Here is a 26,796-nt window from a genome sequence, read left to right as displayed (position 1 = left end):
CCAGCCTAATGGACGCCGCCGGACGCGGTTCTTCCACAGCCGCTGCGGCACCGAGCGCAGGTGAGCCCGCTGACGGCAGTCATTACCCGCTGACGGCAGTCATTGTCGGAGGGAATTATGCGGCGATATTGCGCAGAGTGTGCGGGACGGCTCACAGCGGGCTATCGGCCGCAGAGGTGCCGCGTTCGGGTGCCCGCCGGCCACGCTCGCGGCTGTCGCATCGGAAGTAGCGTCACCGGGTGTCGCTGTCGATCAGCGGAGACCCGCTGCCGGGGTTGATCAACCGAAGCGTCACCGACTTGTTCTGGCCCGCCGAGGTCACGCTGGCCACATTGATGTCCACCGAACCGTCCGCGTTGCCCGTGGGGTCGCCGGAGGAATCGACAGTGTTGAAGCCCGTGACCTGATTCTGCGTCCAGTAATCCTGGAAGGCTTGCTGGCTGCCGTAGACCTGCTGTGCCGCTGGAGTCAGCTGTTTCCATGCGGAGACGAGTCGCAGATAGGTGAGGTTGTTGTAGAAGTCCACCACTTGATCAATGGATTGTCGCTGGTCGGCCCGGCCCACGCTCTTCGTCTCCCCCACCGAGGGGACCGATGACGGCGTGTTGCCGCCGGGGTACGCCGATGCGGTCACCGACGAGGAACCACCCTGGGATGCGTTGCTGCTCGAGCCCGATGAGCTCATCATGTTCACCACGATGACCCCGCCGACCGCGACCGCGCCGACCAGCACGCCGATCAGCACCCCACGCCGCATGCCCCCCGACCGTTGTTCGGGCACCGGGCGCGGATGTGCCATGGTGCGTGGATGCGTCTCGGTGTCCGACTGAGCGACGGGTCGTGCCGGTGCGGGTCGTGGACGCGGACGCGGCTGTCGCTCGGTCGGGTTGTACGCCGCCGAGGCCATCGCCGACGGTCGCAGCGCGCGAGTCGCCGATTCGGGCTCACCCGCCCTCGGCCGGGCGAAGGCCTCACTGGCCGGGACGAACCCGGCGGCCACCGGCGCCGGGCCGGCATCGGCGAACGCGGCGAGCTGCTCACGCGCCACCCGCATGCTCGGGCGCTCGGACGGCTCGGGACTCAGGAGGTCGAGCAGGAAATCCGTTGCGGGACCGGCGTTGCGCGGCTCGCTCAACTGGCCGTTGGCAGCGGCATAGAGCACGGCGAGCGGATTGGACCCTGCGCCATAGGGCGGTTCGCCCTCGAGCGCGTGGAACAGCGTGGCGCCCAGCGCGAATACATCGGACGCGGGGCTGGGATCGGAACCACGGGCCATCTCCGGGGCGAGATAGGCGGCGGTGCCGCAGATCAACCCGGTCTCGGTGAGCGTGACATCGCCGGTCGCGCGGGAGATGCCGAAGTCGGTGATCTTCACGGTGCCGTGGTCGTCGAGCAGAATGTTGCCCGGCTTCACGTCGCGGTGCACGATGCCCGCCTGGTGCGCGACGATCAGCGCCGAGGCGACCTGCTCGCCGATGCGTGCGACCTGAGTCAACGGCAGAGTGCCCTGCGCCGCGATCACCGCGGCGAGGCTCTTGGACTTCAGGTACTCCATCACCAGGCACGGGTCGCCTTCGTGCTCGGTGATATCGAACACGACGATCGCGTTCGGATGCTGGAAGCGGGCGGCGTTGCGTGCCTCCCGGATCGCGCGCTGGCGCACCACGTCCCGCTCGGCCTCCGGCAAGCTCGGCTGGATATGGATCTGCTTGACGGCAACGGAGCGCTGGAGGCGTTCGTCGACGGCACGCCAAACCACGCCCGTGCCGCCGCTACCAATCCGCTCGACCAGGCGGTAATGCTCCGCGATCAACTGACCGGTATCGATGGCGCCTACTCCGAACCTTCTCGAAATCGTGACATCCCGCATATTGATTACTCACGCGGTCCGGGAATGAGTGTAGCGGGCTCTGGAATACCGCACGCGCCAGCCGGGCTTGTTCTGCGCCCGAATCGCCCGGAACGGACCTATCGTGCGGCCCGCAGCATCCGGCCCGCCGCGTCCACCGCGGGACCCGAACTGCTCGCATCGCTGACGAACACGGCAAATGCCAGGTCACCGTCGATGCCGACGAACCAGCCGTGCGCGTGGGTGTCGTCGATGTATTCCGCGGTTCCGGTTTTGCCGAGCAGACCGGGAATATCGCTCAGCTGGGTGGCGGTGCCGCCCGTAATCGTCTCGCGCATCATGGATTTCAGCTGGTCGGCGACGGTGGGCGGGAGTGCGGCCGGGGTCTGGTCCGGGGTACCGGACTGACCGGCGACGAGGGTAGGCGCCGGCACCGCGCCGTGGGCGATGGCCGCCGCGACCAGCGCCATCCCGAAGGGAGATGCTGTCACCTGCCCTTGACCGATCGCGGATTCCACCCGCAGGGCGGACGTGTCGGCGGGCGGAACCTTCCCAGTGACGGTGGTCAGGCCCGGTGTGACGTAGTCGATCCCGAGTCCGAGTTGCGCCGCCGCTTTCGTCAGCGCGTCGGCGGGCAGTCGCACCGCGAGCGCGCCCATCGTGGTGTTGCAGGAACGTGCGAACGCGGTATGCAGCGCGACCTCGCCCAGATCGAAATTGTTGTCGTTGGGAATGCGGCGGCCCTCGATATTCGCGGTTCCCGGACAAGGCAGCACGGTATCGGGAGTGACCGTGCCCGCCTGTAGCGCGGCCGAAACGGTGACCGTCTTGAAGGTCGAGCCCGGCGGGTACAGGCCGGTCAGCGCGATCGGGCCCTGCGCGTCGGCGGCAGTGTTCTGCGCCACCGCGACCACGCCACCGGTGGACGGCCGCAGGGCAACGATCGCGGCGGGCTGGTCGATCGGCGCGAGCGCGGCCTCCGCCGCGCGCTGCAGGCCGACGTCGAGGGTGGTCGCGATGTCGGCGGTCGGCGTCGGATCGGTACCCGCGACGCGCTGAGTGCCGTCCGGCGTCTGGGCCCGCACCGCCCAGCCCGCGTTCGCCTCCGCGGACTTCTGCCATAGTTCGGCCAGCCCGGACAGGGTCGGGGAGGCGAGCGCCTTGTCCGTGGCCAGTAGCCGGGTCTGTGGGGCGAGGGTGACCCCGGGCACCGCGGCGAGCCGGTCCCGGATCGGCGCGATGTCGGTGTCACGCAGGGTGATCGCGGTGATCGGTTGCCCCTGCGCGGCAGCCAACTCCGCTTGCACCGATCGCACGGTGATGTCCGGGGCGAGCGGGCCGAGCAGCTTCGCCACCGCGGCAAGGTCCGCATCGGGTGCGACATTCACCAGTGTGACGACCTGCTCGGTCATCAACTCACCACCGCCGGAATCGAGAACACGGGCCGGTTTCGGATAGTTCAGGCTGTAGCTCAACGGCCCCGTGGCCAGCCCGGGGGCGACGGTGGCCGGATCCCATTTCACCTTCCACCCCGCGCCGGTGTCGCTGGCGGCGCCGTTGGTGGTGTAGGCCCACTCCGACCTGCCGCTGGTACCCAATTTCCAGGTCGCGGCCAGTGCGAAACCGTTCTCATCGATCGAGCGGACCTCGAAATGCACAACCTTGCCGAGCCCGTCGTAGAGCTTGCCGAGCGTCTCGGCAGCCAGGGTCGGATTGTCGGTGAGCTGGGCGGCCGCGGCGATGTCGTCACGGTTCAGCGCGTCGACGAACTCTCCGGCCACGGTGTCCGGCTGCTCCGGTCCGGACGAGCAGGCGGCCAGGACGAGCGCTGGTGCGGCGAACAGGACGAGGTACTTCCGGTAGGTACGCACACCGTCGACCCTATCCGGCCGCTACGACCGACCCGGGTAGGTCGGGCCACGGTGTCAGGTCCGCGGCCACGGCGTCGCCACCCATGCCGCCGCGTCCGGCGGGGCGAGTTCGATGTCGAAAACTTCGGCGAGGATCTGGGGCAGGTCGGCCGGATCCAGGTGGCGTGAATCGCCGGTGCCGTCCGGGCGTTCGGCGGTGAGAGTGGTGCCATCCAGCACGTAGTGCACATCCGGGCGGAAACGCTGCGCGTACGGACGTGTCGTGAACGGCGAGCGGGGCGAGGTGGACACGAAGTGGCTGCCGACGGCGTAGTCGATGCGGTACTGCGGGTTCAGGGTGAAGGTGTAGCGGTCGATCCAGCCCGCGCTACCGAACTGGTGCAGCACCCACAGGTCACTGTCCAGTTCGCCAACCGTGTTGTCCAATCGGAACTTCCACGCACCGGCCGCGAACTCGCCGGTCGTCGCGGACAGTTCGTACGGCTCCAGCGGGCCGGCGCCGAACCCCACGTCACACAGCCAGACCCGGTCGTCGTCGGCGGTCGTCACACGGAGCAAGGCGTGCGTGGCGGGTCGCAACCCGGCGCCCGCGCCCATACTCACCCGGCCGCTGAGACCGGTGACACCGAAACCGATCCGCTCCAGCGCCGCCGCGAACAGCTCGACGTTCTCGTAGCAGTAGCCGCCACGGCGCCGCCGAACCATCTTGTCCTGCAATGTCGCCAGGTCCAGGTCGATCGACCGACCGAGAATGATCTCCAGATTCTCGAACGGGATCGAGGTGGTGTGCGCACGCACCAACGCCCGCAGGATGGCCACGGAGGGTACCCGGCCGCCGTCGAATCCGATCCGAGCCAGGTAGTCGTCCAGGTCGAGATCCGTGCCGTTCCAGTGGTACGCCGGATCCGTCGGCTTGCTCATCGTCCCCTCACTTCGTTGCCGGTCTCGCTTCGGGCAACCGCGTCACGACGCGGTCGGGTTCCCGCTCAGGTCACGACCGGTGACAACGGTGTACATCGAGGTGGGCTTGCCCGCAGCGGCCAGTCCGGCGCGCATCTGCACGCTGGTCGCGTACGGCACCACGTCGTCGCCGGTGCCGTGTACGAGGACGGTTCGGCGCACGTCCATCCGGTTCGCCAGCAGCGCAGGAGAACGCTGCGCGTACGCCTGCGGACAGACAGCGGGCGAGCAGCCGCCCGCGTCGCGCTCGATCTGGGCGGGGCAACGCGGGATCGACTATCGCGGCACCCAGCCACATCGTGAAATCGTCTGCGGGACCGTAGTTGTCGACCCAATAGTCGAACAGTCCACGTGGGCCGTGCGCCGCGGCGAGGCCGCTGGTGATACCGCCCTGACTCCAGCCCCACAGCACGGTGCGAGTGATGTCGCGGTGGGTGTCCTTGTACCACCGAGTCGCGACGACGATGTCGCGCGAGCCTGCTGTCAGGTTCCACTGGCCGGTACGCCAGACACTGGTCGTCGAACGCAGGTCCATCGCCAGGATCGGAGTTCCGGTCCGTCGCGAGATCGATGTGAGGTAGTCGGCGAAGTCCGCGGACGACCCGTCGTGCCCGTGCACGGCGACCACGAGCCCCTGTGGAGTCAGGTCGCCCTCGGCGCAGCGGTAGGGCTCATAGACCCGGCCGGTCGCGTCCTCGCCGTCGACTGGCACTGTCACCGGTCGCACCGTCACCCGGATCGCACACCCCTACTGCTGCGCCCAAACCATCGGCGCGACAACGCTTGTCGACGCGAATAGGAGCACAAGTGCACCGCACACGGCCAGTACCGGATATCCGCGCCTCATGCTCGCATGATGTCATGGGCGACCGTCCCGAACGTTCGCCCTTCGGCATGGCGTTTCAGCGATTGGTCACCGATCCGGGACCCGGTCGGGATCCGGATCACCGACTCGACTTTCGCGGATCGTGACGAACGGGTGTTCGATGGACGTTGCCCACTCAGCGGCTGGTATCGTCCGCCGATTTCGGGTGAAGTTCCTGCCGGAACGTTCGCACGCCTGGTGACGTGTGCGGTCGCTCGCCCTACGTCGCGACCGGCCGAAGTCGAGGCCGCCGGCCGGCCCCTCTTGCTATCGGGAGCGGCAGATCAGCCGTGTTCCGCCGTGATGATCCGTTCCAGGGTATGCCGCAGGGCCGCAAGGTTTTCGGGCCCGACGAGGCGCGCTCGCCGGGCGTCGATCTCGGCGAGGATTCGCTCCGAGGCCGCGCGTGCCGCACGCCCCTGCGTGGTCAGGCGGATGATTTTCACCCGCCGGTCCACCGCATCGGCCGCGCGTTCGACGAAGCCCAGCTCTTCGAGTTCGGCGACCGCTTCACCGACCGACTGCTTGGTGATCCCGGACCGCTCCGCGAGGTCGGTGAGCCGGGCGCCGGCGTCGTCGATGAACCGGAAGACGACGCCATGCCGGGGTTGTATCGCGGAAAAGCCCTCCTCGGCCAGCCGGCGATGCAACTCGGTCAGGGTCATGACCTTCACCTGATCGAGCAGGGCAGGGAGCGGGCGCTGCCGTTGACCGAATATCCGCTCGACCACTCCGGCCTCCCACCTCACGTTCGTCAGGCCATCTTATCAGGTCGCTTGACAATTATAGTCAGGTCACCTTACGTTCTTGGTGTCTCGACGTTCGAGACATAGCGACAGGGAGAAACCATGAAGGCAGTGCGTTACCACTCCTACGGCGACAGTGACGTCCTGGTCGACGAGGAAGTGAAGCGGCCGACGGCCGGCCCCGGGCAGGTGGTGCTCCGCGTGGCCGGAACCTCGTTCAACATGCTGGATGTCGCGCTGCGCGCGGGCGTACTGCGCGAGGCGATTCCGCTGACGTTCCCGCACACCCCCAACTGCGACGTGTCAGGTGTCGTCGTCGAGGTCGGGGACGGCGTCGCCGGATGGCACGCCGGGGATCCGGTGATCGCGCTGCTGCCACCCGACGCCCCGGGTGCCGCCGCGGACTACGTCGTCGCGCCCAGCGAGGCTCTGGCCCCTGCCCCCGCGGCCGTGGACCTCGCCGACGCCGCGGCACTGCCGCTGGCCGGACTCACCGCATGGCAGGCGCTGTTCGAATACGCCGAATTGGGCTCCGGCCACACCCTCTTGATCAATGGCGCGGGCGGCGGCGTGGGGGGATACGCCGTCCAACTCGCGGTCCGGACCGGTGCGATCGTGACTGCCACCGTGAGCCCACGCAGCCGCGACCGAACCACCGCCCACGGCGTCGCCCGGATCATCGACTACACCACCACGCCGATCTTGCGGGCGGTCGAGGACCAGCGATTCGACGCGGTTCTGCAGCTCGTGCGCGACACCCCCGAGCAGAGCGCGCGACTGGCAAATCTGGTCACGGACGGCGGAATCTTCGTCAGCACGGCCACTCCCGGCCCGACCCATTCCGGACGCGGACTGCGGGTGAGGCAGGTCTTCGTGCGCAGCGACGCCGCCCAGCTCGCCGAACTCGCCGCTCGGGTGGACGTCGGAGAACTGCGGATCGATGTGGCCCAGCGACGACCGTTGACCGATCTGGCCGCCGTCCACGACGACGCCGTCGCCGGACGGCTCGCCGGCAAGACCGTCCTGATCCCATGACCTGCACACCGTCGGGTCCGATGCACTGCTGTCCCGCGATCAGCGAGGATTGAGATGACCGAATCGAATTCCGGCACACCGCAAAAGCGTCGACCGTTCGAGGTGAGCCGACGCACCCTTCTCGCAGCCGGGAGCGCCGCCGTGGTCGCCGCCTGCGCGAACTCCGGCGCCCACGCCTCGGCCTCCGATAACGAGAAACTCCGCTCTATGGTCCGCGGCCGCGTACTGCTACCCGGCGACGCCGGTTTCGACCACGCCCGCAAGCCCTGGAATCTGGCTGTCGAGCAACCGGTCGACGCCGTAGTCGAAGTCGCCGATGCCGCCGCCTTGGTCCGATACGCCCGCGACGCCGGCCGCAGACTGACGATCCAACCGAACGGTCACGGCGCCTCCGGAGCCACCGGCGGCGCAATCCTGGTGCGCACCAACCGCCTCGGCGAAATCCGCGTCGACCCGGGCCGCCGGACCGCACGCGTCGGCGCTGGCGTGTCGTGGGGCCGACTCCAGGACGCCGCGAGCCCGCACGGGCTGACCGGAATGGTCGGCAGTTCCCCGGCGGTCAGCGTCACCGGATACGTTCTCGGAGGCGGACTGAGCTGGTTCTCCCGCGCAGCCGGTTGGGCCGCCGACAGCGTTACGGCCTTCGACGTGGTAGACGCTCAGGGCCGCGCGCTCCACGTGACAGCATCCTGCGAACCGGACCTCTTCTGGGCCCTGCGCGGTGGAGGCGGCGACTACACACTGGTCACCGCGGTCGAACTCGACGTACGTCCGGTCCCGGCGCTCTACGGCGGCGGGCTGCGCTGGCCCGCCGAGCGCGCCCCGCAGGTCATGGCCGCGTTCCAGGAGATCACCGCGGCGGCGCCGCAGGCGCTGACACTGTGGTGGAGCCTGACACAGATCCCGTTTCGCCCGGCGCAAGTCGGCATCGACGTGCTGCATCTCGGTGACACCGACCAGGCCCGCGCCCTGCTGCGGCCACTCGAACACATCACTGGCCCCGTCGCCGACACCCGCAGGGTCCTACCGCTCACCGACCTCGGCACCATCGGCAATGAGCCGGCCGCCCCCACCGCCGCCCGATCACGCACCGAACTGCTGACCCACCTCGACCCCACCGCCGTGGACAACATACTGACCACACCGATTCCGCCGCTGATCACCATTCGAATCCGCCACCTCGGCGGCGCCCTCGCACGGCAGACCACCACCGCGCCCGGACCGATGACCGAGCCGTATCAAATCACCTTCGTCGCACCGCACACAACACCACAAACCGCCGCGAACATCGACACAAGCATCCGTACGCGTCTCGAATCCCTAGGTGAAACACGCAGCGGTCGAACACCATTCACCTTCCTGGCACCGGGACAAACAGCCGCGGACGCCGTCGCACCCGACACCCTGCGCCGACTGCGCACCATCAAACAGCGCCTGGACCCGCAGGGCATATTCCGCAGCAACTACCCCGTCGGCTGACTCGCTGCGCAACCAATCACGCACGATCCTCCGGCTGTATCGAACCCACCCGCGAGGCCAGCGAACCTCGCTCGATCCGAGCCGGCACGCCAGAGAAAGCACCCGACTACACACTCAACTCGGTTAGTTATAGATCGCCTGTGGCGGCCTGGCCGAGGAACCGGGCGCATGACATGGGCCGGTGGCATGGCCGGTGAATCGCGTGATCCCGAGTGTCGAACGTCGCCACCTGACTGCGAAACACGAGTCACCGAATCGCACGCTAGGATTCGCCTATGCGTTCGATCGATGCCGCCCAGCGCCGCGCTCGGCTGGCCGTGCGGCACCGGCTGGCGACGACGGAGCGGTCCGACCGGGCCGCCGAGATCGCCGAGTCGCTGGTTGCCCTGCACGCGACCGATCCGGCCACCGTATTCCTCGCGGTCGCGGCCCGCGGCCGCGATATCACGCCGGCCGAGGTCGAACAGGCCCTCTACGAAGACCGCACGCTGCTGCGCATGCTGGCTATGCGGCGAACCATGTTCGTCGTGCCGGTCGACCTCGTGGCGATCCTGCAGGCTTCGTGCGCGGATGCGTTGGCGCACAAGCAGCGGCGCACCTACAGCAGGTACCTGCACCAGGCAGGCATCGGCGACGGTGATGCGCTGGGCTGGCTCCGCCAGGTCGAAGCCGAGACCCACCAGGCGCTGTCGACCAGGGGCGCCGCAACCGGCATACAGCTGAGCAAGGACGTCGCGCGCCTGCGCACCCAGGTGAATACCGCTCCGGACAAGGCCTATTCGAAACCGACGAACATCACCACCTGGGTGCTGGTCACGCTGGGCTGCGAGGGCCGCATCGTGCGGGGCAGGCCGAACGGCAGCTGGGCGAGCAGCCAGTACACCTGGGCGCCGGTCGAATCCTGGCTGCCGGACGGCATCGCGACCGTCACCGCCGCGCAGGCCCGAGTCGAACTGGTCCGTCGCTGGCTGCGCGCGTTCGGGCCGGCGCCGGTCGCCGATATCACGTGGTGGACCGGCTGGACTCTCCGCGACGTGCGCTCGACGCTCGGCGCTCTCGATCTGGTCGAGGTCGATCTGGACGGCACGGTCGGCGTGCTGTTGGCCGACGACCTCGAGCCCGTGCCGGCACCGCAACCCTGGGCGGCGCTGTTGCCCGCCCTGGATCCGACGCCGATGGGGTGGCAGTCGCGGGATTGGTTTCTCGGACCGCACGCACCGCGCCTGTTCGACCGCAACGGCAATATCGGCCCCACTGTCTGGTGGGATGGGCGGATCGTCGGCGGCTGGGCACAGCGCAAGGACGGCGAGATCGTCTGGCGCTTGCTCGAGGACGTGGGGGCCGACGCGGAGGCGCTGATCGCGACAGAGGCGCAGCGAAGCACCGAGTGGTTCGGCGATGTTCGCGCCATTCCGCGATTCCGGACGCCACTGGAACGCGAACTCACCGCCTGAACGCCGAGCACCACCGCGATCTCCCGACGCACCCGCCGGCGCGTCGGACCACGGCACCTACCGTGCGGCGACGATCACCGGACCGAGCCCGCCCCGGGTCATGAGCTGTCCGGGATCGGTGACCTGCACACCGTTGACGAAGACAGATGGGGTGCTGTTGACGCCGCTGTCGAGCACCTCGGTGGTCTTCTGCCTGAGGTACGCGTCGTACTTGCGATCGGTAATGCATGTGGCCACAGCAGGATCGGTGTAACCGGCCTGCTTGGCGATCTCGATCAACTTTCCGTCGGAGAGACCGGCGCCGCCCTCCTTGGGCTGCTTGTCGAACATCGTCGCCAACCATCCCTGGTACTTCGACGGATCGAACCGGGCCACACAGTACGACGCGTTACCCGCCCGCGACGAGTACTTGTCGGTGGACGCCCGGTCCAGAAAGGAGATGACGTTGTACTCCACCACGGCGGCGCCACTTTTCGCCGCGTCCTCCAGCACCTTGCCGTTCGCTCGCTCGAACGACCGGCACGCGGGGCACTGCAGATCCGCGACCACGCGGACAACAACCTTGGCTGCAGGCTCGCCGATCCGGATCGCACCGTTCGCGGCGACGCCCGCGGGGGCCCGACCGTCGCTTCCCGCAGCCGTCGCGATGCCACCGACCACATTCGAACGCACCGACCGCACCGCGACTCCAGTGCCGATCGTCACGACCAGCGCCACCAGCAAGCCGGCCGCCACCATCAGGCTGAGTTTGCTGTTGTTGCTGTCCCGTGGCACGGGCGGCGGGCTCGACCAACCCCCCTGGTAGGTGTCCATTCCGAGTTCCCACTACTTTCCGTTCGCCGAACAATTCGCTCCGCAACGATAGCGGCTGCCGAACCGACCGAAGGTCGCCGAGAGCCGAATCCGGCTCCGGCGCGGGTGGCGAGATCGCGGCTCGTCGGAGTGCTCGGTCTCGGATTCCGGACGGGTAGTCTGACGATTCGAAGCTCTGGCCTGAATTCAGGCCGCCGGCACCGCGACGAGCAGGTCGGTCGCTAGCTGCTTCGCCGCGCCGGGGTCCGACGATGAACCGACCACTGTCCGTGCCCGGGTTGGAGGAGTTCGTGTTCGACCTCGAGGAAGTGATCAAGGAACGCCGTTCGACGCGGATGTTCCTGCCTGATCGACCGGTGCCGCGGAGATTGGTGGACGAGGCGCTGGCGCTGGCGATCCGTGCGCCGTCGAGTTCCAACATCCAGCCATGGCACCTGGTGTTCGCGTCCGGAGCTGCCCGGGACCGTCTCGTGGTCGCTTTGCTGCGCGAGGCTCACGGACGGCCGCCGCGAGTCCCTGTGCTACCCCCCTCGTTCGCTCATCTGCGCCGGCACCTGGGCGCCCAGGTCTATGGGTCGATGGGAATCGCGCGCGAAGATACCGACGCCAGGCGAACAGCAGTTCTGCGCAACTGGGAGTTCTTCCGCGCGCCGTTGGCCGGGATCGTGTGTATGCATCGCGACCTCGGTTGTGTCGATGCCATCGGCGTGGGGATGTTTCTGCAGACATTGCTCTTGGCCTTGACCGCACGCGGCCTGGGAACGTGCGTTCAGGTTTCTATCGCGGGTTACCCCGAGATCGTCCACGCACAGCTCGCCATCCCACCGGAGTTTTCGGTCTTGTGTGGCCTGGCCGTCGGCTACCCAGACCCGGCCTTCCCGGCGAACAATCTCCGGATCGGCCGTCAGCCCATCGATGAGAACGTCACGTTCCTCGATTACTGATCGACAATATGCATTCGATGGCGCCGAGCCGCGGGCATGAGCGCCACGATTACGACGCGGGCGACTGGTCGGCTGTCTCACAGCGTGGTGACCAAGCCGCCGTCGATTCTCATGTCGGATCCGGTGATGTTGGCGGACCGGTCGCTGGCCAGGAACACGACCAACTCGGCAACCTGTTCCGGGGTGGTGAACCGGCCCATCGGGGTGGCGCCCACTGCCGCGGACATGACCTCGTCGGCGGTCTGACCGCTGGCGCCCGCGAGCGTGTCCGCCACCCCGCCTCGGTCCAGCCACATTCCGGTCGTCACCGGCCCGGGGCTTATGGAGTTGACACGAATGTTCTTCGGCCCCAATTCCTTTGACAACGCCTTGCCGAAGTTGGTGACAGCGGCCTTGGCGGCACAGTAATCGTAGATCCGGGGGTCGGGAAGGTACGCGTTGACTGATCCGACGATGACGATCGATCCGCCACCGCGTCGGTACATCTGCGGCAGAGCGGCGCGGGTCGGCCGCACCGTCCCCATCACATTGAGCTCCCAGGAACTCCGCCACTGGTCGTCGGTGACGCCGGCGAAACCGCCCGGTTGCATTCTGAGCGCGCCGACGTTGTTCACCAGCACATCGATGCCGCCGCGCTCCCTCGCCGCCGCTATCAGGTCACCGACGCCGCCGGGCTGCGACAAATCGACGGACACGAACGTCACCTTCCCGGCTTCTTCCAGCACACCGAGATCGGGTCCACGGCCGCGTGACCCCGCCACGACGTGAGCGCCGGCCTCCACCAGCGCTCGGGTTACCGCGAGACCGATACCCTTGCTCGCGCCGGTCACGACAGCGATCTTGCCCGACAGATGTAGATCCATGCTGCTGCTCCCCTCGTCCGCGCGGTGGGTGATCCCGACCACGCTAACCCGGCTCACCTGCGCAAGGTCCAGTCCGCGACCGCCGGAGTGTCGGACCGCAGGCGACCGATCAGCGAATCGAACCCGGCCACGAAGATCAAGCAGCGTTGCCCCGGCAGGGGGGCGCGCCGACCGCGTCCGCTTACATGTCCAGCCCGAGGTCGAGCACCCGCACCGAGTGGGTGAGGGCCCCGACGGCGAGGTAGTCGACGCCGGTACGGGCGTAATCGGCGGCGGCAGCGAGGCTCAGGCCACCCGAGGACTCCAGCTTCGTCGCGGGCGCCGCGACGTTGCGACGCTGCACGGCTGCCTGTGTCTGCCAGAGCGGGAAGTTGTCCAAGAGGACGAGTTCCACATCCTCGGCGAGCACGGCATCGAGCTGTTCCAGGCTGTCCACCTCGACCTCACAGGCGATGCCGGGAGCGACCGCGCGGACCGCGCGCAATGCTTCCACCACCGACCCGGCCGCGACGACGTGGTTGTCCTTGATCAGCGCGGCATCGCCGAGACCCATGCGGTGGTTCACACCCCCGCCGACCCGGACCGCGTATTTCTGCAGCGCGCGCAGCCCCGGCAGGGTCTTGCGGCTGTCGCGGATGCCGCACCCGGTACCCGCGACCTCGTCGACCCAGGCAGCTGTCGTGGTCGCGATGCCGGAGAGGTGACAGACGAGGTTGAGCAGGGTGCGCTCGGCTGTGAGTAACCCGCGGGTCGGCGCGACCACCGTCAGTACGGACTGCCCGGGCGCCACCCGGGTCCCGTCGGCGACCCGGCCGGTGATCTCGTAGTCACCCGCGCCGATCACCTCGTCGAGCACCAGCAGCCCGACGTCGAGGCCGGCGACGGTCCCCGGCTGCCGCGACACCACCGATGCCTGCACGACCGCGTCGGCGGGCACGGTGGCCACCGTGGTGACGTCCGGGCCGTAGCGCAGATCCTCGTCCAGCGCCAGGCGGATGATCCGCTGCACCTCGTCGCGATCCAGTGCGGAATCCAGAGCCATCGAAGCGCTCCTTTCTCTCGCCGAGTGGGCGGCATCCCGCCGCGATCCCTACTCGACGGCTGTGGTCAGGGGGTTACTGGTGCGTGCTCCGGCACGCCCTCGGAATTCAGTCGGATCGGGAGGCTGTGCCGCAATGCGGTCACCTGGTCCGGATGATCCGATCGGGTATGGCAGCCACGGCTTTCGGTGCGAGCGGCCGCGGCGAGCAGCAGGGTTCGCGCCGCGAGGGTGAGCGCCGCGTCCTCGATCGCCGCGACCGCAGTCGCGGGCGCTGAGCATGTTTCGCGCGTAGTCGCCACGTCGTCGAGCCGCTTGAGCGCTTCGTCGAGACCGGCGCCGTCGCGGACGACCGACGCGTGCGTGGTCATCAACTGCTGTACCGCGTCGCGATCGGCGTACTCGGTGACGCGGGCGCCGACCGCGGTCACCGTCGCGGGCACACCCAGCCGTTCGACCGCGGCGGCCCCGGCACGCTCGCCGACGACCAGTCCCTCGAGCAGACTGTTGGAGGCAAGCCGGTTCGCGCCGTGCAGACCGGTGCGCGCGACCTCGCCCGCCGCATACAGGCCGGCGACTCCGGTACGGCCGTGGGTGTCGGTCACGAGTCCGCCGCACTGATAGTGCGCGGCCGGCGCCACCGGAATCAGGTCCGTGCCCGGATCGATGCCCGCGGCCAGACACGAGGCGGTGATCGTCGGAAACCGTTGCCGGAAGCCGTCGATCGCGCGCGCGTCGAGGTAGACGTGGTCGGTACCCAGCGCGCGCATCCGGGCGGCGATGGCGCGGGACACCACGTCACGCGGCGCGAGATCACCGCGCGGATGCAGCCCGTCGGTCACCGAATCGCCCTCGGTGTCGACGAGTATCGCCCCCTCGCCGCGTACTGCCTCGCTGATCAGCGGCCTGCGCCCGATCCCACCCGGGGTGTACAGCACGGTCGGATGGAACTGTACGAATTCGAGATCGGCGACGACCGCACCGGCCCACAGCCCGAGCGCGATGCCGTCGGCAGTGGCGCCGGGCGGGTTTGTGCTCAGCGCGTACAGTCGGCCGAGCCCGCCGGTGGCCAGCAGCACCGCGGGCGCGTGCACGACACCGAATCCTTGATCGGACACAGCGACAACACCCTGCACACCGTTCGGCCCGGTGCTGATCTCGCCGACCGTGGTGCCGAACAACACCGGCAGATCGGCCTCGTTCAGCGCCCGCTGCACCTCCGCGCCGGTGGCGTCTCCGCCCGCGTGGATGATCCGGCGGGTGCTGTGCCCGCCCTCGCGGGTCCGCGAGATCCGACCGTCGCGGCCCAGATCGAAGACCGCGCCGAGATCGGTCAACGCGTCGAGCGCGGCTTGGCCGCCCTCGACGATGGAGCGCACCGCGTCCACGTCGCACAACCCGACACCGGCTTCCACCGTGTCGTGCACGTGGGATTCGACCGAATCCCCGTCCGGCGCGACAACGGCGATGCCGCCTTGCGCGTACTGCGTCGACGTGTCGGTCGGCCCGCCTTTGCTGAGCGTCAGCACCCGAAGGCCGCGCAGCGACGCGGTTCGCGCCGCGGTCAGCCCCGCGACGCCGCCGCCGATCACGACGAAATCGGCCTCGGCCTCCCAATCGATCGGGAACCGGGTGGTCATCGGCCTACGCCTGCCCGTGCTCCAGCCACCGAATCCGCGGCGTTGTCACCCGGATTCGCGGTGGTCCGCACTCGCGCGGAAGCCACCGCGTTCCGCGCGAGCCCGACCACTGCCACCAGGGCAGAGGTCGACGTCATTCACCACCGCCCGGATTGCCGATCTCGATCATCCGCTGCACCGAATTGCGACCGAGCGCAGCGGTTTCCGGATCGACATGGACTTCGTCGCGACCATCGACCAGGCAGCGCAGCAGTGCCGCCGGAGTGATCATCTTCATGTACTTGCACGAGGCCCGGTCGTTCACGGCCTGGAAGTCGATGCCCGGCGCGGCCTTGCGCAACTGGTGCAGCATGCCGATCTCAGTCGCCACCAGCACCTGGTTCGACGTCGCCGCCTTCGCCGCGTCGATCATGCCGCCGGTGGACAGAATGTGCACCCGCTCGGCCGGGAAGGCGCCCTCGCCCGCGAGGTACAGCGCCGACGTGGCGCACCCGCATTCGGGGTGCACGAACAGCTCCGCGTCCGGATGGGTGCGCGCCTGCTCGGTCAACTCGTCACCGTTGATGCCCGCGTGCACATGGCATTCGCCGGCCCAGATGTGTACGTTCGCCCGGCCGGTGACGCGTTTGACGTGCGCGCCGAGGAACTGGTCCGGCAAGAACAGCACCTCGCGGTCGGGGTCGATGGAGGCGACCACGTCCACCGCGTTGGACGACGTGCAGCAGATGTCGGTGAGCGCTTTCACCTCGGCCGTGGTGTTCACGTAGGAGACCACGATCGCATTCGGGTGTTCGGCCTTCCAGGCGCGCAGCTCGGCGGCGGTGATGGAGTCCGCGAGTGAGCACCCCGCCCGCTGGTCCGGAATGAGGACCGTCTTGGCCGGGCTCAAGATCTTGGCGGTCTCGGCCATGAAGTGCACGCCGCAGAACACGATGGTGTCCTCCGGCGCCTCGGCCGCGATCCGGGACAACGCCAGCGAATCGCCGACATGGTGGGCCACGTCCTGGATCTCCGGCAGCTGATAGTTGTGCGCGAGGATGGTCGCGTTGCGCTCCTCGGCGAGCCGCTTGACCTCCTGCGCCCATTCCGGCGTCGCTTCGACACCCGCGAACCCCGCGGGTCCGTCGAACACCTGCCCCATCAGCGGGGGCGCCAGTTTCACACCCGTCGTCGCCATGGATGGCTCCCTTCCTCGTGCGATCGGCTTCACCACCGATTCGCACCCAACCAGGTTTTCGACTTACAATCGAAAACGTGACCCATAGTAGCACCAGCCACGAATCGCTCACCGCGGTGTTCCAGGTTCGCCGCTTCCCCGCACCAATCGCCGCAGGTACGGACCCTACTGCCAGCACAGAAAGCATGCTGCGGCGTTGCCCGCCCGACCAGCGGACCGAACTGGCCGTGCTGCTGTGGGAGCGCGCGCTCGACCCACAGAAAGGCACCTGGTCACTGCCCGGCGGGCAGCTACGCGACGACGAGGACCTCGATACCTCCGCGCGCCGCCAGCTCGCCGAGAAGGTCGACGTGCGCGAGCTGACCCACCTCGAACAACTCTCGGTGTTCAGCGCCCCGGACCGGGTACCGAGCCCCCGCCGCATCGCCTCGGCCTACCTGGGCCTGGTCCCGCTCACCGCGGACCCGAAACTGCCGTCCGACACCGCCTGGCATCCGGTCTCCGCGCTGCCGGCCATGTCCTTCGACCACCGCACCGTCGTCGACCACGCCCGCACCCGCCTGGCCGCGAAACTCTCCTACACCAACATCGCCTTCGCGCTCGCGCCGGATCGATTCACCATGTCCACGTTGCGCGAAATCTATTGCGCCGCACTCGGATATGACGTCGACACCACCAACCTGCAGCGAGTCCTCTCCCGCCGTAAGGTGATCACGCCCACCGGCGCCACCGCCGCTCCCGGCCGCGCGGGCGGGCGACCGGCAGCGGTCTACCGCTTCACCGACTCGGGCTTACGCGTGACCGACGAATTCGCGGCGCTGCGCCCGCCGACCTGAGCCACCGACCCGGACGGTAACCACGGGTCTTCGGGCCCGGACAGCTACGCGAGTTGACCGAGGTCACGCACCAAAATCCAGATCAGCGTCCACATCCTGCCCCGTTGGCATCCACACAGGATCACCGAGTCGATGGGCTCGACACCGGTATCGGTATCGATTCGCAGAGCCGGCGGCGGCACTCCCACCCCCGCCGACTTCCCGCTCAGTACTCGGTTGCCGCTTTGCGGTGCTTGCGCCCGCGCCGATACTCTCGTTTACTCGGCACCGGGCGCGCGGCATTGCTGCGCCGCAACGCATCCCGCCGCCGCCAAGCGATCAGATCGGCCCGCTCACCAGTCGACGCCGAGGGCGCGGCCGTCCGTGCGCGATTCATCACCGGACCTCCCTTCGACGAGCCACTCCTTCGTTGCGGCCGGATCACGGTATCAGCGAAATTACTCCGCCTCCAGCTACTTTCTGCCGCTGGCCGGAGTGGCCGATTCCGGGTCGTTCCTCGTCGAACGATGACGTCACTTCGTAGCCGTCCACCAGCGACTCCACTACATCGCACCGCACGTCCGCGGGCCGCGGCCGGGCGATGCAGATCTTCGCGGCCATCAGGTGGACGATGCCACCGGGTCGCGACGGCCCGTCATGGCGATGGGTCTGATCGTGCGAAATCCCATCCCTCGTTGCCCTGTCATTTACCTCTGAGTAAGAGGTATCCTCAGCGACATGGCGAGAACATCCGAGGTCACAACCCACGCGGAGCTGGTCGGGCGACTGATGAGTGCGTTCGGGCGCTTCCGTCGGCAGGTCTCGCGGATGGCGGGTCGATCGTTCGATCAGCCGGAGGTGAGCGCCTCGCAGGCGGAGTTTCTGCGCCTGGTCGGCCGTAACCCGGCTATCTCGGTGAAGGCGGCCGCCGCGGAGCTGGGCTTGGCTCCCAATAGTGTGTCGACCTTCGTCACGGCGCTGGTGCAGGCAGAGTTGCTGGTACGGGAGGCGGATCCAGCGGATCGGCGGGTGATGCGGCTGAGCCTGCCCGCCCAGGTGCAGCGCACGGTCGACGAGACCCGCCGGCGCCGGCACGGCCTGATCGCGGCGGCTCTCGACGAGTTGAGCACCGATGAGCGAGATCAGTTGGTTCGCGGGCTGGCGGTCGTCGACAAGGTGACCGGCATCCTGCACGAGTACGAACAAGGTAAGCGACGATGACATCGAAATCCGTTGATCCACCACTGAATTGCCCAGCTGTCGAATGCACGGGCCTGACGCACCGTTACGGCGAGCACATCGTGGTCGATCGCCTGGATCTGCGCATCGAGCGCGGTGAAGTGTTCGGTCTGCTCGGTCCCAACGGCGCCGGGAAGACCACGACGATCCGGCTGTTGAACACGTTGATGCCTGTGCAGGACGGCACGATCCGGGTGCTCGGTCTCGAGGTCGGCCGCCGCGACGCGGACATCCGCTACAACCTCGGCTACGTGCCGCAACAGCTGTCCATCGAGGCGACGCTGACCGGGCGGCAGAACGTGACCTGGTTCGCGCGGCTGTTCGATGTGCCGCGTCGCGAGCGGGCCGAGCGGGTGAACGAGGTGTTGGCCGCGATGAACCTGCTCGAGGTGGCCGATCGGCTGGCCGGCGGCTATTCCGGCGGAATGATTCGCCGACTGGAGTTGGCGCAGGCACTGGTCAATCGGCCCGCGCTGCTGATTCTCGACGAGCCGACGGTCGGTCTGGATCCGATCGCGCGTGACAGCGTCTGGGACCGCGTGCGCGATCTGCGACACCGATTCGGCACAACAGTGCTGCTGACCACCCATTACATGGCCGAGGCCGACACCTTGTGCGATCGGATCGCACTGCTGCACAAGGGCCGATTGCAGGCAGTCGGGACGCCGGCGGAACTGAAGGCCGCGCTCCGACCCGACGCCACCCTCGATGACGTATTCCGCCACCACGCCGAAGCCGGCCTCGATGACGGCACAACGACGGAGGGAGGGCTGCGCGGTGTCCGAAACACACGTCGAACCGCTCAACGCGCGAGCTGACTACCCGCCCGTGCGACTGGCGCCACGGGGCGCCGCGCGGCTTGTCGCACTCGGCTCACGAATCACCACCTTCGTGCTGGTCGAGTTGCAGAAGTTGCGCCACGATCGCACCGAACTGGTGACTCGCGGGGTGCAACCGGTGCTCTGGATGCTGATCTTCGGCACCACATTCTCCCGACTGCGCACCATCCCCACCGGGGACCTGCCGTACCTGGACTTCCTGGCGCCGGGGATCATCGCCCAGTCGGCGCTGTTCATCTCGATCTTCTACGGCATCCTGCTGATCTGGGACCGGGACGCGGGCATTCTCAACAAGCTCATGGTCACCCCGACGCCACGTGCGGCTCTGATCACCGGAAAGTGCTTCGCGGCCGGCGTGCGCGCGGTGGCGCAGGTGCTGATCATCGTGGCGCTGGCCTTGGTCATGGGCGTGCACGTGACCATGAACCCGGCCAGATTGTTCGGCGCGGTGGTCGTCGTGGTTCTGGGTGCGGCGTTCTTCGCTTGCCTGTCGATGACCATCGCAGGTGTCGTGGCGAAACGTGACCGGTTGATGGGAATCGGGCAGGCGATCACGATGCCGCTGTTCTTCGCCTCGAACGCGCTGTACCCGCTGGATCTGATGCCGCCGTGGCTGCGCGTCGTCAGCCACGTGAACCCGCTCAGTTACGAAGTGGATGCGCTCCGTGGCCTGTTGATCGGCGGCTCCTACCACCTGTGGCTGGATCTGGCAGTGCTGACGCTGACCGGGATCGCTGGAATCGCCTGTGCCTCTTCGCTGCTGGGGCGCCTGACGCGGTAGCTCTCTCCCCTCGGAGTTGCCGCCACGAGCCGCGGCACCACGTCTCCGCCGGACGGGCTCTGCCGAGGACCAACGCGGCGCCAAGGTCTAACGCGGTCATGGTGTGGCCGACCGGATCGCCATTCCATCAGTGTCAGGCGAGCACCCTGAACAGGCATGACACTGAACCCGCGTGCGCCTGAGGACAGCTCCGGACCAAGGTCGGACCACTCGAACTGTCGATCACCCCGGACGCGACAACGGCCACCTGGTGCGGCGCCCGGGCCGGGGCGCCGCGGACCAGGTGGCCGCTGGATCGATCGCCGCCAACCCGACGGGCGATCGATCCGAGAACGCACGACCGGCGATCGATGGGTGGGCCACCGATCGCCGGACGTACTTATGGATTAGTCAGCGCGAGAGCGAGTTGCGCAGATCGGTGATGGTGGCGCGGCGCTCGTAGGCGATCCAGGCGAAGATCGCGGCGAGCACCAGGGGGAAGATTCCCATCAAGGGTTTGTCGGCGAGGAAAGCCTGCGTCCCGGCGGCGAGCACGGTGAGAACGGACAGACCCGTGGCAGCCAGGGCGCTGAGCCGTGGCACCATCAGGCCGATACCACCCGCGACCTCCACAACTCCGATGAAGATGAGCAGCCCCAGCGGAATGGTCAGATTCTCGGGCGCGTTGTCCGTCAGGGCGTTCGGCATAACGAGCTTCGGTCCGCCGGAGGCGATGACGAAGAACAGGCCGAGCAGAATCTGCAGGGTCCACAGGGCGCGGTTGCGGATCTTGCCGGGACGGTTGGTGACGTCGTCGGAGAAGTTGGCGGCGGGGTTGGCGGTGGTCATTTCTGGTCCTTTTGGTCGGTCGCGCCGGGTTGGTGGCGCGTTCAACAGATAGGACGAAGCGCAGTGCCAGATCTCATCGCCGTCTGCGAAGATTTTCCGAACCGCTGCTGTTCACGAACGATCATCCATTCAACGGCTCCGGCCTGCTGCCGAGGAAAGCCGACAGCGCCTCAGCCAGAAGTCCGAGGCGATTCAGGACGGCTGCGTGGACCGCAGCACGCACCGCGAGGCGTCGCATAACTCGGCGGTTCGGCGACCAGTACGTTGTGGTGCGGATCGTTCCCAGGAACGATGTGCTGCGACGCTGGTCGATCGAGGAGGGCATCCATGCAGTTCATGCTTCTGGGCTTCGACGGCACCGACGCCGACGCGCAGGCACGACGGATGGCTGTACGTGCGGAACATCTCGCTCTCGGTGACAAGTTGGTCGCTGAAGGCAAGATGCTGTATGGCACAGCCCTTCTCGATGATTCGGGTGCGATGATCGGCTCGATGCTCGTCCTCGAGTTCGATTCGCGCGGCGAAGTCGACGAATGGCTCGCCATCGAGCCGTACATGACCGGCGACGTCTGGCGGCGTATCGAGATCCGGCCGGTCCGCGTCGGGCCTTCCTTCACCGGACTCCGTAAACCCTGATTACCTGCGCGGCCAGTTGCGACGCCCCCGGATCGCCAAGACACGACGCTGATGGGATCCAAGTCCGCGACGCCTCCCTCGCTGAACCGAGAGGCCGACGGGATTCGAGTCCTCCAACGGCCCGGTTCCTCTGGGACGCGCGGATGTCATCGCCTCCGGCGGCACTCGCGCGTGGGCTCGCGGTCGCGAAAGTACTCGAAATCGTTGCGGGTCACGATAATCGCCGCGACTAGGGTGGCGCACTGCATGGCGTCGCAGTCGCGGTGGATTCGCCGCGCCTGTACCGCGTTCTCCCGACTGGATACCGCCCACGCCGGATTGTCGTGCGCCAACTCCGACCACACCGTCGACAGATCCGACCTGCGAATGTCGAGGTGATCGGAGCCGGGAAAGAACGGCCGCGGGGCCGCGAGCACCAGCCGACGCCACCGCCGTTCCAACGGTGACGGCCCGTCCTGGCGACCACCCGGCAACAACCGCAACACCGCCGGTCGAGGGATCTCGTCATCCACCATCCGACACCCCGCGCGAACACCGACGCCGAGGCACAGTCTGTTCCGCCCACGCCCGCACCGCCTCGATCACTACGGAACCGGAGGGTCGAAACCCATTCCGCGGCGGAACTATCCACTGCCGGATCGCCCCCGATGACGCAGTCGGCGAGGGCAGCGCGATCGTTGCCCCTGCCCGAGAGACCGACACGTCCAACCGGAACAGCCGCGCGAACAGCCTGTCGTCATCCGGCACATCGGGCTGAATCAGAAAGGTCCACCGGGTCGAACGTGGATGTCCGACAACCGGACCCAGCCCCACACTTCGGCACTGCATGTGCGCCTTGACCGCTTGCCCGAGCCTGGTCGGCATCGTCACGCCCCATACCCGCCCGGCACGCAGCACGATCCGGCCCGACTCGGGCGGATCGATCACGGCGGGCAAGTCACACTCCTGCCGGTAGAAGGCACAGCGGGACACCGGATTGTCCCCGAACGGTTGAATCTCCATCTGCGCTCCTTGCTCACGTCCGTAGCCGATAGGTGCGCCCGGCCCCAGCGGATCGGCTGCGAGGGGAAACCAGGTGCGGGAGCGTCGGAGCGACTCGAACAACCTCCCTACCGGGCGCGTCTCCATGAGACAGCGTCACCTCGCCTCAGCGACTCCGAATCGGGCGCTCCGAGAAAAGTTCTCCGAATCCTCAGGACACCATCCGGCCGAGGTGAAACAATTCCTCCGATGTGGAGGAGTCCACGTCGTCGAAACGGAGGGGAACAAGAGATGCCTGATGCGGGATCGACTTTGCCGCGCCGTCAGCTCGGCCGCTACCTGACGGAATGGCGGACGCGAGCCGGGTTGAGCCAAGCCAAGGCCGCGCAGCTGCTGGAGATGGGGGCGACAAGCCTCAACAGGCTGGAGAAAGGCCAGAACTCGCGCATCAAATCGCGCGACATCCAGGCTATTTGCGACTTGTACGGCGTCCATGAAGATCTGACCACCGCGCTGATCGGACTAGCTCGGCAATCCAACGTGAAGAGTTGGTGGCATCAATACGGCGACGTGATCCCCAAGGACTTCGACGTCTACGTTGGATTGGAAGCTGCTGCGGTTCGGCTCGTTTCATACCAGCCCGATCTTGTGCCCGGCCTACTTCAAACTGCCGACTATGATCGTTCGCTCGTCCAGCTGGCATGGGCCGATTCCACCGATGCCGAGCGCGAACAGCGAGTACAGATCAAGACACACCGCCAGAATATCGTTACCAGGAAGACGCAACCGGTAACCCTCGACGTGGTGATTGGCGAGGCTGCCTTGCGACGAGTGGCGGGGAGTCGAAAAGTGATGGCCACACAGCTTCGTCATCTCGCCGACATGTCCACCCGCCCGAACGTCACGATCCAGGTGCTCCCGTTCGAGGCAGGGTTCCCAGACGGCATATCGATGCCACCCTTCGTGATCCTCGAGTTCGGAAACGCGGCCTACGCCCAAGCCGTTGAGCCGCCGGTCGTGTATCTCGAAGGCGCGGTCGGCGACATGTACCTGGAAAAACCCGATGACGTGAACCGTTACCATCGGTCCTATGAAGGCATCCGGCAAGCCGCGTGGGATGCAGCAGCCAGCAGGAATCTGCTACGGCAGGTAGCAAGGGAGTATGAGCAGCGTGAACGTTGATCTATCCGAGGCCAGGTGGTTCAAAAGTAGCCGGAGCCAGGCTGGGAAGGAATGCGTAGAGGTTGCATTCCTCGACGGAGGCAAGGTCGGGGTGCGCGACTCCAAGAACCCGACCGGACCTGCGCTGGTCTTCACGCCCGGCGAATGGGATGCCTTCACCGCAGGCGTGACAGACGGCGAATTCAGCCGTCCGTAGCCGTCGAATCAGGAAGCCCCGCCTCCCGACGCCGGTATGGCGTGTCGAGGTCGGCGGGGCTTACCTGCGTATTGTCGGTGCGTCGGCCGTAAACCGACTCGGCGGCACCGAACGAACCGACCATGACCTGCGCGCTTCATAATCAGCGACATGTAGCAGCGGTACCCCACTGCGAAGGGTCCTTCACCACATCTCCTCGACCGTGAAGCGGTGTGTGGACAGTTCGCCTGGTGGACCTCGCCGCTGTACTCACCGAGTCGAATTCGAGGGTGCCACATCGTGTTTCAGCACCTCTCTCCGCCTTCGACGCTTCCGCCACACGGCGCAGACCTCGATCATCGATCTCCGCTGTTCACGAACTCGGTGATCGCAGCAAGGCTCGGTTGGTAGCCGGAGGTCGTGTCGACTTCGAGCGACGGCACGCCTAGTGCGACTCGGTCGAACGCGACCGCCGTGGCTACTGGCTGTTGTGGATCGGAATGGGCGCTGCGTCGTGGATCGTCGATGCGACGCTGCCGGATTCGCGCCGTGGCGACGGCAGGGTCGACCGTGCAGTGGACGATGCGTATCCGGGCGTGCGCCAGTAGGGGTGTCAGACCGGGGCGCCACAATCGGTCCTGGAAGGCGGCTTCGGCTACGACCGTGACGCCGGCCCGCAGCAGCAGGTCCAGCGCCCCGAAGAACACCGGCAGAGTGCGCACGTTCAGTGCGTCATCCGGGCGGGGGCGGAAATCCGGTGTCGCGTGGACCATCCCCTCCTTGATCTCGTCCCGGCAGACGGCCGGGCAGCCGATCGCACGGGCGAGGGCGTGGGCCAGCGTCGACTTGCCGGTTCCAGGTGGACCGCTGACGACGACGAGCGTAGGCAGCAGATCCCGTTCCTGGGTCATTCGCGCACCATACCGTGAGACCGGGCCACAGCATCGCAGCTCATGAGGCCGAACACGCGCGCCGGGACGGTTCTGCGCGAATCATTTTCCGCAACACATTCCAGATGATCCCAATGCCCCGACTACCTACCTGCGCCCGGCGGCCGCGTGACGGCTCAGGCAGCCTTCATCTGCGGCTCGGGCGGCGGAGCATCGGTGCGCTGCGCCAACCGGCCGCCCGCCCAGAACGCCAACTCGACCATCCAGAACAACGCGAGGAATACCGTCACCACCGCCGCGGGGACCGCGAGGAAGAACACCGAAGGCGCGGCGGTGACGACGAACCTGACGATGTCCCGAGCGCTCGCGCCACGCAACCGACTGCCTGCGCGCACCGCCGACCACATCATCCAGCGTCGCGGCACCGACACCCCGAGTTCGCGCAGGCATCGCCGGAACAGACCGTCGGCGTCGGCGACACTCACAGCATCTGAACTGCGTAGATAATCGTGCAGAATGGCGGCGCGGGTGTACAGACCGTAGCGCGGAATCAGCCAGACGAACGGTCGCGGCACCGAAGCGAAGTCGGTGCGAAACCCGGCGGGGATCACGAATTCCTCAGTGTCGCCGCGATACACCAGCGGCTCGGTTACCCGCCAGAACTTTGCGTCGAGTTCCTCGACAACCGGCCCACCCCCAACGAAAGTCACGTCCTCTTCCTTCCCGCCCACAGTGTGTGTATCCCCACTGTAGGGTGGCTCGATACCCAAACGGCGCCGCTGTGGCGACGGTTCGGACAAAGGGTCAGCGGCGGAACTCGGGCAGCGGATCGCCAGCCGGTTCGTAGCCACGGTAGGGCGATTCGCCACCGCGCGCACCGTCACCGTAAGGCGTGAATGCGCCTGCGGTATCGAAGGATTCGCCGGCGACCCGACCGGAACGGGTTCCGGTGCCGAGATCTTCCGAAACGGTCAGCGCGGCGAGAAACAGCATGACGAACGACGCGATCAGCGGCTGCACGATCAGGGCCAGCACACTGCCCACCTCGATCGGCAGTGTGACGATCTGTCCGACCGGCGGGTTGTGCGGACGCGGATGCAGCCACGCGGCGACCTGTTCGCCGACTTGCGCCATCACCACCGTGCCCACACCGGAACCGATCAGCAAGCCGATCTGCAGCAGCGGTCCGCGCGCGGACCGCCACCGCCATGCCGCGATCGCCGAGAGCCCGCCGAGCACCGCACCGGCGAGGACGAATGTCGCCAACGCGTCGAAGTGGTGCATGCTCTCACCGGTCAGCACGGAACCACGGCCCGGCTCGACCACGAGCAACCGCTCGGTCGGCGCCGACCAACCCCAGCCGACGCCGCCGATCGCGCTCGCCGCCACCACCAAGACGGCCACCACCACCGCGGCACGCACCTCGCGCCGTATCCCACCCTGTGCCTGTGCTGCCACTGCCATCATCAGCGGCGTTCCAGAACAGCCGAGTCGAGCACGCCGTGCCGGGAGCATTTCGCCCACCAACCGTCCGGACTCACCTGCACGATCATGCGGCGGCCGCACTGTGCGCAGAAGCGCGGCGGCTCCAAGCCCAACGCGGCGGCCGCCGGGATCACATCATCGAGCCCCGGCACGATTCGCTTGCCGGTGAACGGGTTGTAGCGCTCGTCCATACCCATGACAGTACCCATG

Annotated in this window: 30 protein-coding genes; 11 read left to right on the top strand and 19 right to left on the bottom strand. The window is 67.4% G+C overall.

What is annotated here, in order from left to right; genetic code table 11:
- Window positions 1-232 precede the first annotated feature (232 nt).
- The 5 genes from AB0B25_RS18710 to AB0B25_RS18690 form a co-directional block, all read right to left on the bottom strand.
- Window positions 233-1,870, bottom strand: a complete 1,638-nt coding sequence (locus AB0B25_RS18710) for a serine/threonine-protein kinase (protein WP_357180758.1) — start codon at window positions 1,868-1,870, stop codon at window positions 233-235.
- A 98-nt stretch (window positions 1,871-1,968) separates the two neighbouring features.
- Complete coding sequence (locus AB0B25_RS18705) at window positions 1,969-3,720, bottom strand: penicillin-binding transpeptidase domain-containing protein (protein WP_357180755.1); 1,752 nt, start codon at window positions 3,718-3,720, stop codon at window positions 1,969-1,971.
- 54 nt (window positions 3,721-3,774) lie between these two features.
- On the bottom strand, window positions 3,775-4,641 hold the full coding sequence (locus AB0B25_RS18700; protein WP_357180753.1) for an arylamine N-acetyltransferase: 867 nt from the start codon (window positions 4,639-4,641) through the stop codon (window positions 3,775-3,777).
- 42 nt (window positions 4,642-4,683) lie between these two features.
- A complete protein-coding gene (locus AB0B25_RS18695) occupies window positions 4,684-4,848 on the bottom strand; it encodes a hypothetical protein (protein ID WP_357180751.1) in 165 nt (54 codons plus the stop codon).
- 981 nt (window positions 4,849-5,829) lie between these two features.
- Window positions 5,830-6,294, bottom strand: coding sequence for a MarR family winged helix-turn-helix transcriptional regulator (locus AB0B25_RS18690; protein ID WP_357180749.1), 465 nt, complete (start codon window positions 6,292-6,294; stop codon window positions 5,830-5,832).
- Between the two features lie 99 nt (window positions 6,295-6,393).
- On the opposite strand from AB0B25_RS18690, the gene AB0B25_RS18685 reads away from it, so the two are divergent.
- From AB0B25_RS18685 to AB0B25_RS18675, 3 genes are all read left to right on the top strand, one after another.
- Entirely contained in the window at window positions 6,394-7,326 is a 933-nt protein-coding gene (locus tag AB0B25_RS18685; protein ID WP_357180747.1) for an NADP-dependent oxidoreductase, read from the top strand.
- A 54-nt stretch (window positions 7,327-7,380) separates the two neighbouring features.
- Window positions 7,381-8,805, top strand: coding sequence for an FAD-binding oxidoreductase (locus AB0B25_RS18680; RefSeq protein WP_357180746.1), 1,425 nt, complete (start codon window positions 7,381-7,383; stop codon window positions 8,803-8,805).
- 275 nt (window positions 8,806-9,080) lie between these two features.
- Window positions 9,081-10,259: a winged helix DNA-binding domain-containing protein gene (locus AB0B25_RS18675; protein ID WP_357180744.1), complete on the top strand. Its 1,179-nt coding sequence runs from the start codon at window positions 9,081-9,083 to the stop codon at window positions 10,257-10,259.
- Between the two features lie 57 nt (window positions 10,260-10,316).
- On the opposite strand, the gene AB0B25_RS18670 is transcribed toward AB0B25_RS18675, so the two are convergent.
- Entirely contained in the window at window positions 10,317-11,072 is a 756-nt protein-coding gene (locus tag AB0B25_RS18670) for a thioredoxin domain-containing protein (protein WP_357180742.1), read from the bottom strand.
- A gap of 251 nt (window positions 11,073-11,323) precedes the next feature.
- Here AB0B25_RS18670 and AB0B25_RS18665 point away from each other — a divergent pair, with 251 nt between their 5' ends.
- A complete protein-coding gene (locus AB0B25_RS18665; protein WP_357180740.1) occupies window positions 11,324-12,016 on the top strand; it encodes a nitroreductase in 693 nt (230 codons plus the stop codon).
- A 77-nt stretch (window positions 12,017-12,093) separates the two neighbouring features.
- Here AB0B25_RS18665 and AB0B25_RS18660 read toward each other — a convergent pair whose 3' ends face one another.
- From AB0B25_RS18660 to nadA, 4 genes are all read right to left on the bottom strand, one after another.
- A complete protein-coding gene (locus tag AB0B25_RS18660) occupies window positions 12,094-12,879 on the bottom strand; it encodes an oxidoreductase (RefSeq protein WP_357180738.1) in 786 nt (261 codons plus the stop codon).
- 181 nt (window positions 12,880-13,060) lie between these two features.
- The gene (gene nadC, locus AB0B25_RS18655; protein ID WP_357180736.1) at window positions 13,061-13,921 is read right to left on the bottom strand and encodes a carboxylating nicotinate-nucleotide diphosphorylase; all 861 of its coding nucleotides are present in this window, start codon (window positions 13,919-13,921) and stop codon (window positions 13,061-13,063) included.
- 65 nt (window positions 13,922-13,986) lie between these two features.
- On the bottom strand, window positions 13,987-15,558 hold the full coding sequence (locus tag AB0B25_RS18650; protein ID WP_357180733.1) for an L-aspartate oxidase: 1,572 nt from the start codon (window positions 15,556-15,558) through the stop codon (window positions 13,987-13,989).
- A gap of 133 nt (window positions 15,559-15,691) precedes the next feature.
- Entirely contained in the window at window positions 15,692-16,735 is a 1,044-nt protein-coding gene (gene nadA, locus AB0B25_RS18645) for a quinolinate synthase NadA (RefSeq protein ID WP_357180730.1), read from the bottom strand.
- Between the two features lie 77 nt (window positions 16,736-16,812).
- Between nadA and AB0B25_RS18640 the strand changes: the two genes are divergently transcribed.
- Window positions 16,813-17,571, top strand: coding sequence for an NUDIX domain-containing protein (locus AB0B25_RS18640; RefSeq protein ID WP_357180728.1), 759 nt, complete (start codon window positions 16,813-16,815; stop codon window positions 17,569-17,571).
- A 205-nt stretch (window positions 17,572-17,776) separates the two neighbouring features.
- Here AB0B25_RS18640 and AB0B25_RS18635 read toward each other — a convergent pair whose 3' ends face one another.
- Together AB0B25_RS18635 and AB0B25_RS18630 are read right to left on the bottom strand one after the other, a co-directional pair.
- A complete protein-coding gene (locus AB0B25_RS18635; protein WP_357180725.1) occupies window positions 17,777-17,947 on the bottom strand; it encodes a hypothetical protein in 171 nt (56 codons plus the stop codon).
- Between the two features lie 44 nt (window positions 17,948-17,991).
- Window positions 17,992-18,171, bottom strand: a complete 180-nt coding sequence (locus tag AB0B25_RS18630) for a hypothetical protein (protein ID WP_357180722.1) — start codon at window positions 18,169-18,171, stop codon at window positions 17,992-17,994.
- 168 nt (window positions 18,172-18,339) lie between these two features.
- Between AB0B25_RS18630 and AB0B25_RS18625 the strand changes: the two genes are divergently transcribed.
- The 3 genes from AB0B25_RS18625 to AB0B25_RS18615 are packed head-to-tail and all read left to right on the top strand — an operon-like array spanning window position 18,340 to window position 20,409.
- On the top strand, window positions 18,340-18,771 hold the full coding sequence (locus tag AB0B25_RS18625) for a MarR family transcriptional regulator (RefSeq protein ID WP_357180910.1): 432 nt from the start codon (window positions 18,340-18,342) through the stop codon (window positions 18,769-18,771).
- Complete coding sequence (locus AB0B25_RS18620) at window positions 18,768-19,607, top strand: ATP-binding cassette domain-containing protein (RefSeq protein WP_357180719.1); 840 nt, start codon at window positions 18,768-18,770, stop codon at window positions 19,605-19,607. Before AB0B25_RS18625 ends, AB0B25_RS18620 begins: the two co-directional genes overlap by 4 nt.
- A 16-nt stretch (window positions 19,608-19,623) precedes the next feature.
- On the top strand, window positions 19,624-20,409 hold the full coding sequence (locus tag AB0B25_RS18615; RefSeq protein WP_357180907.1) for an ABC transporter permease: 786 nt from the start codon (window positions 19,624-19,626) through the stop codon (window positions 20,407-20,409).
- A 390-nt stretch (window positions 20,410-20,799) separates the two neighbouring features.
- On the opposite strand, the gene AB0B25_RS18610 is transcribed toward AB0B25_RS18615, so the two are convergent.
- Window positions 20,800-21,237: a DoxX family protein gene (locus tag AB0B25_RS18610; protein WP_357180717.1), complete on the bottom strand. Its 438-nt coding sequence runs from the start codon at window positions 21,235-21,237 to the stop codon at window positions 20,800-20,802.
- 327 nt (window positions 21,238-21,564) lie between these two features.
- On the opposite strand from AB0B25_RS18610, the gene AB0B25_RS18605 reads away from it, so the two are divergent.
- On the top strand, window positions 21,565-21,873 hold the full coding sequence (locus AB0B25_RS18605) for a YciI family protein (RefSeq protein ID WP_357180714.1): 309 nt from the start codon (window positions 21,565-21,567) through the stop codon (window positions 21,871-21,873).
- Between the two features lie 146 nt (window positions 21,874-22,019).
- Here AB0B25_RS18605 and AB0B25_RS18600 read toward each other — a convergent pair whose 3' ends face one another.
- Window positions 22,020-22,388, bottom strand: a complete 369-nt coding sequence (locus AB0B25_RS18600; RefSeq protein WP_357180712.1) for a hypothetical protein — start codon at window positions 22,386-22,388, stop codon at window positions 22,020-22,022.
- Window positions 22,378-22,875: a DNA-directed RNA polymerase subunit beta gene (locus AB0B25_RS18595; RefSeq protein ID WP_357180709.1), complete on the bottom strand. Its 498-nt coding sequence runs from the start codon at window positions 22,873-22,875 to the stop codon at window positions 22,378-22,380. Before AB0B25_RS18595 ends, AB0B25_RS18600 begins: the two co-directional genes overlap by 11 nt.
- A gap of 270 nt (window positions 22,876-23,145) precedes the next feature.
- Between AB0B25_RS18595 and AB0B25_RS18590 the strand changes: the two genes are divergently transcribed.
- Together AB0B25_RS18590 and AB0B25_RS18585 are read left to right on the top strand one after the other, a co-directional pair.
- Entirely contained in the window at window positions 23,146-24,036 is an 891-nt protein-coding gene (locus AB0B25_RS18590) for a helix-turn-helix transcriptional regulator (RefSeq protein WP_357180706.1), read from the top strand.
- Window positions 24,026-24,232: a DUF397 domain-containing protein gene (locus tag AB0B25_RS18585; RefSeq protein ID WP_357180703.1), complete on the top strand. Its 207-nt coding sequence runs from the start codon at window positions 24,026-24,028 to the stop codon at window positions 24,230-24,232. Before AB0B25_RS18590 ends, AB0B25_RS18585 begins: the two co-directional genes overlap by 11 nt.
- Window positions 24,233-24,567: 335 nt before the next feature.
- Here AB0B25_RS18585 and AB0B25_RS18580 read toward each other — a convergent pair whose 3' ends face one another.
- From AB0B25_RS18580 to AB0B25_RS18565, 4 genes are all read right to left on the bottom strand, one after another.
- Window positions 24,568-25,122, bottom strand: coding sequence for an AAA family ATPase (locus AB0B25_RS18580; protein ID WP_357180700.1), 555 nt, complete (start codon window positions 25,120-25,122; stop codon window positions 24,568-24,570).
- Between the two features lie 155 nt (window positions 25,123-25,277).
- Window positions 25,278-25,811, bottom strand: a complete 534-nt coding sequence (locus tag AB0B25_RS18575) for a DUF1353 domain-containing protein (protein WP_357180697.1) — start codon at window positions 25,809-25,811, stop codon at window positions 25,278-25,280.
- A 94-nt stretch (window positions 25,812-25,905) separates the two neighbouring features.
- Entirely contained in the window at window positions 25,906-26,568 is a 663-nt protein-coding gene (locus AB0B25_RS18570) for a DUF2567 domain-containing protein (RefSeq protein WP_357180695.1), read from the bottom strand.
- Window positions 26,568-26,795 (bottom strand): hypothetical protein, encoded by a 228-nt coding sequence (locus tag AB0B25_RS18565; RefSeq protein WP_357180692.1) that lies wholly within the window; start codon window positions 26,793-26,795, stop codon window positions 26,568-26,570. The genes AB0B25_RS18570 and AB0B25_RS18565 overlap by 1 nt, the downstream gene beginning before the upstream one ends.
- Between the last annotated feature and the right edge of the window lies 1 nt (window position 26,796).

Origin of the sequence: Nocardia sp. NPDC049190 (assembly GCF_040648115.1) — a bacterium.
GTDB lineage: Bacteria > Actinomycetota > Actinomycetes > Mycobacteriales > Mycobacteriaceae > Nocardia.
The sequence above is the reverse complement of the archived record's forward strand: the minus strand, read 5'-3'. Positions and strand labels throughout refer to the sequence as shown.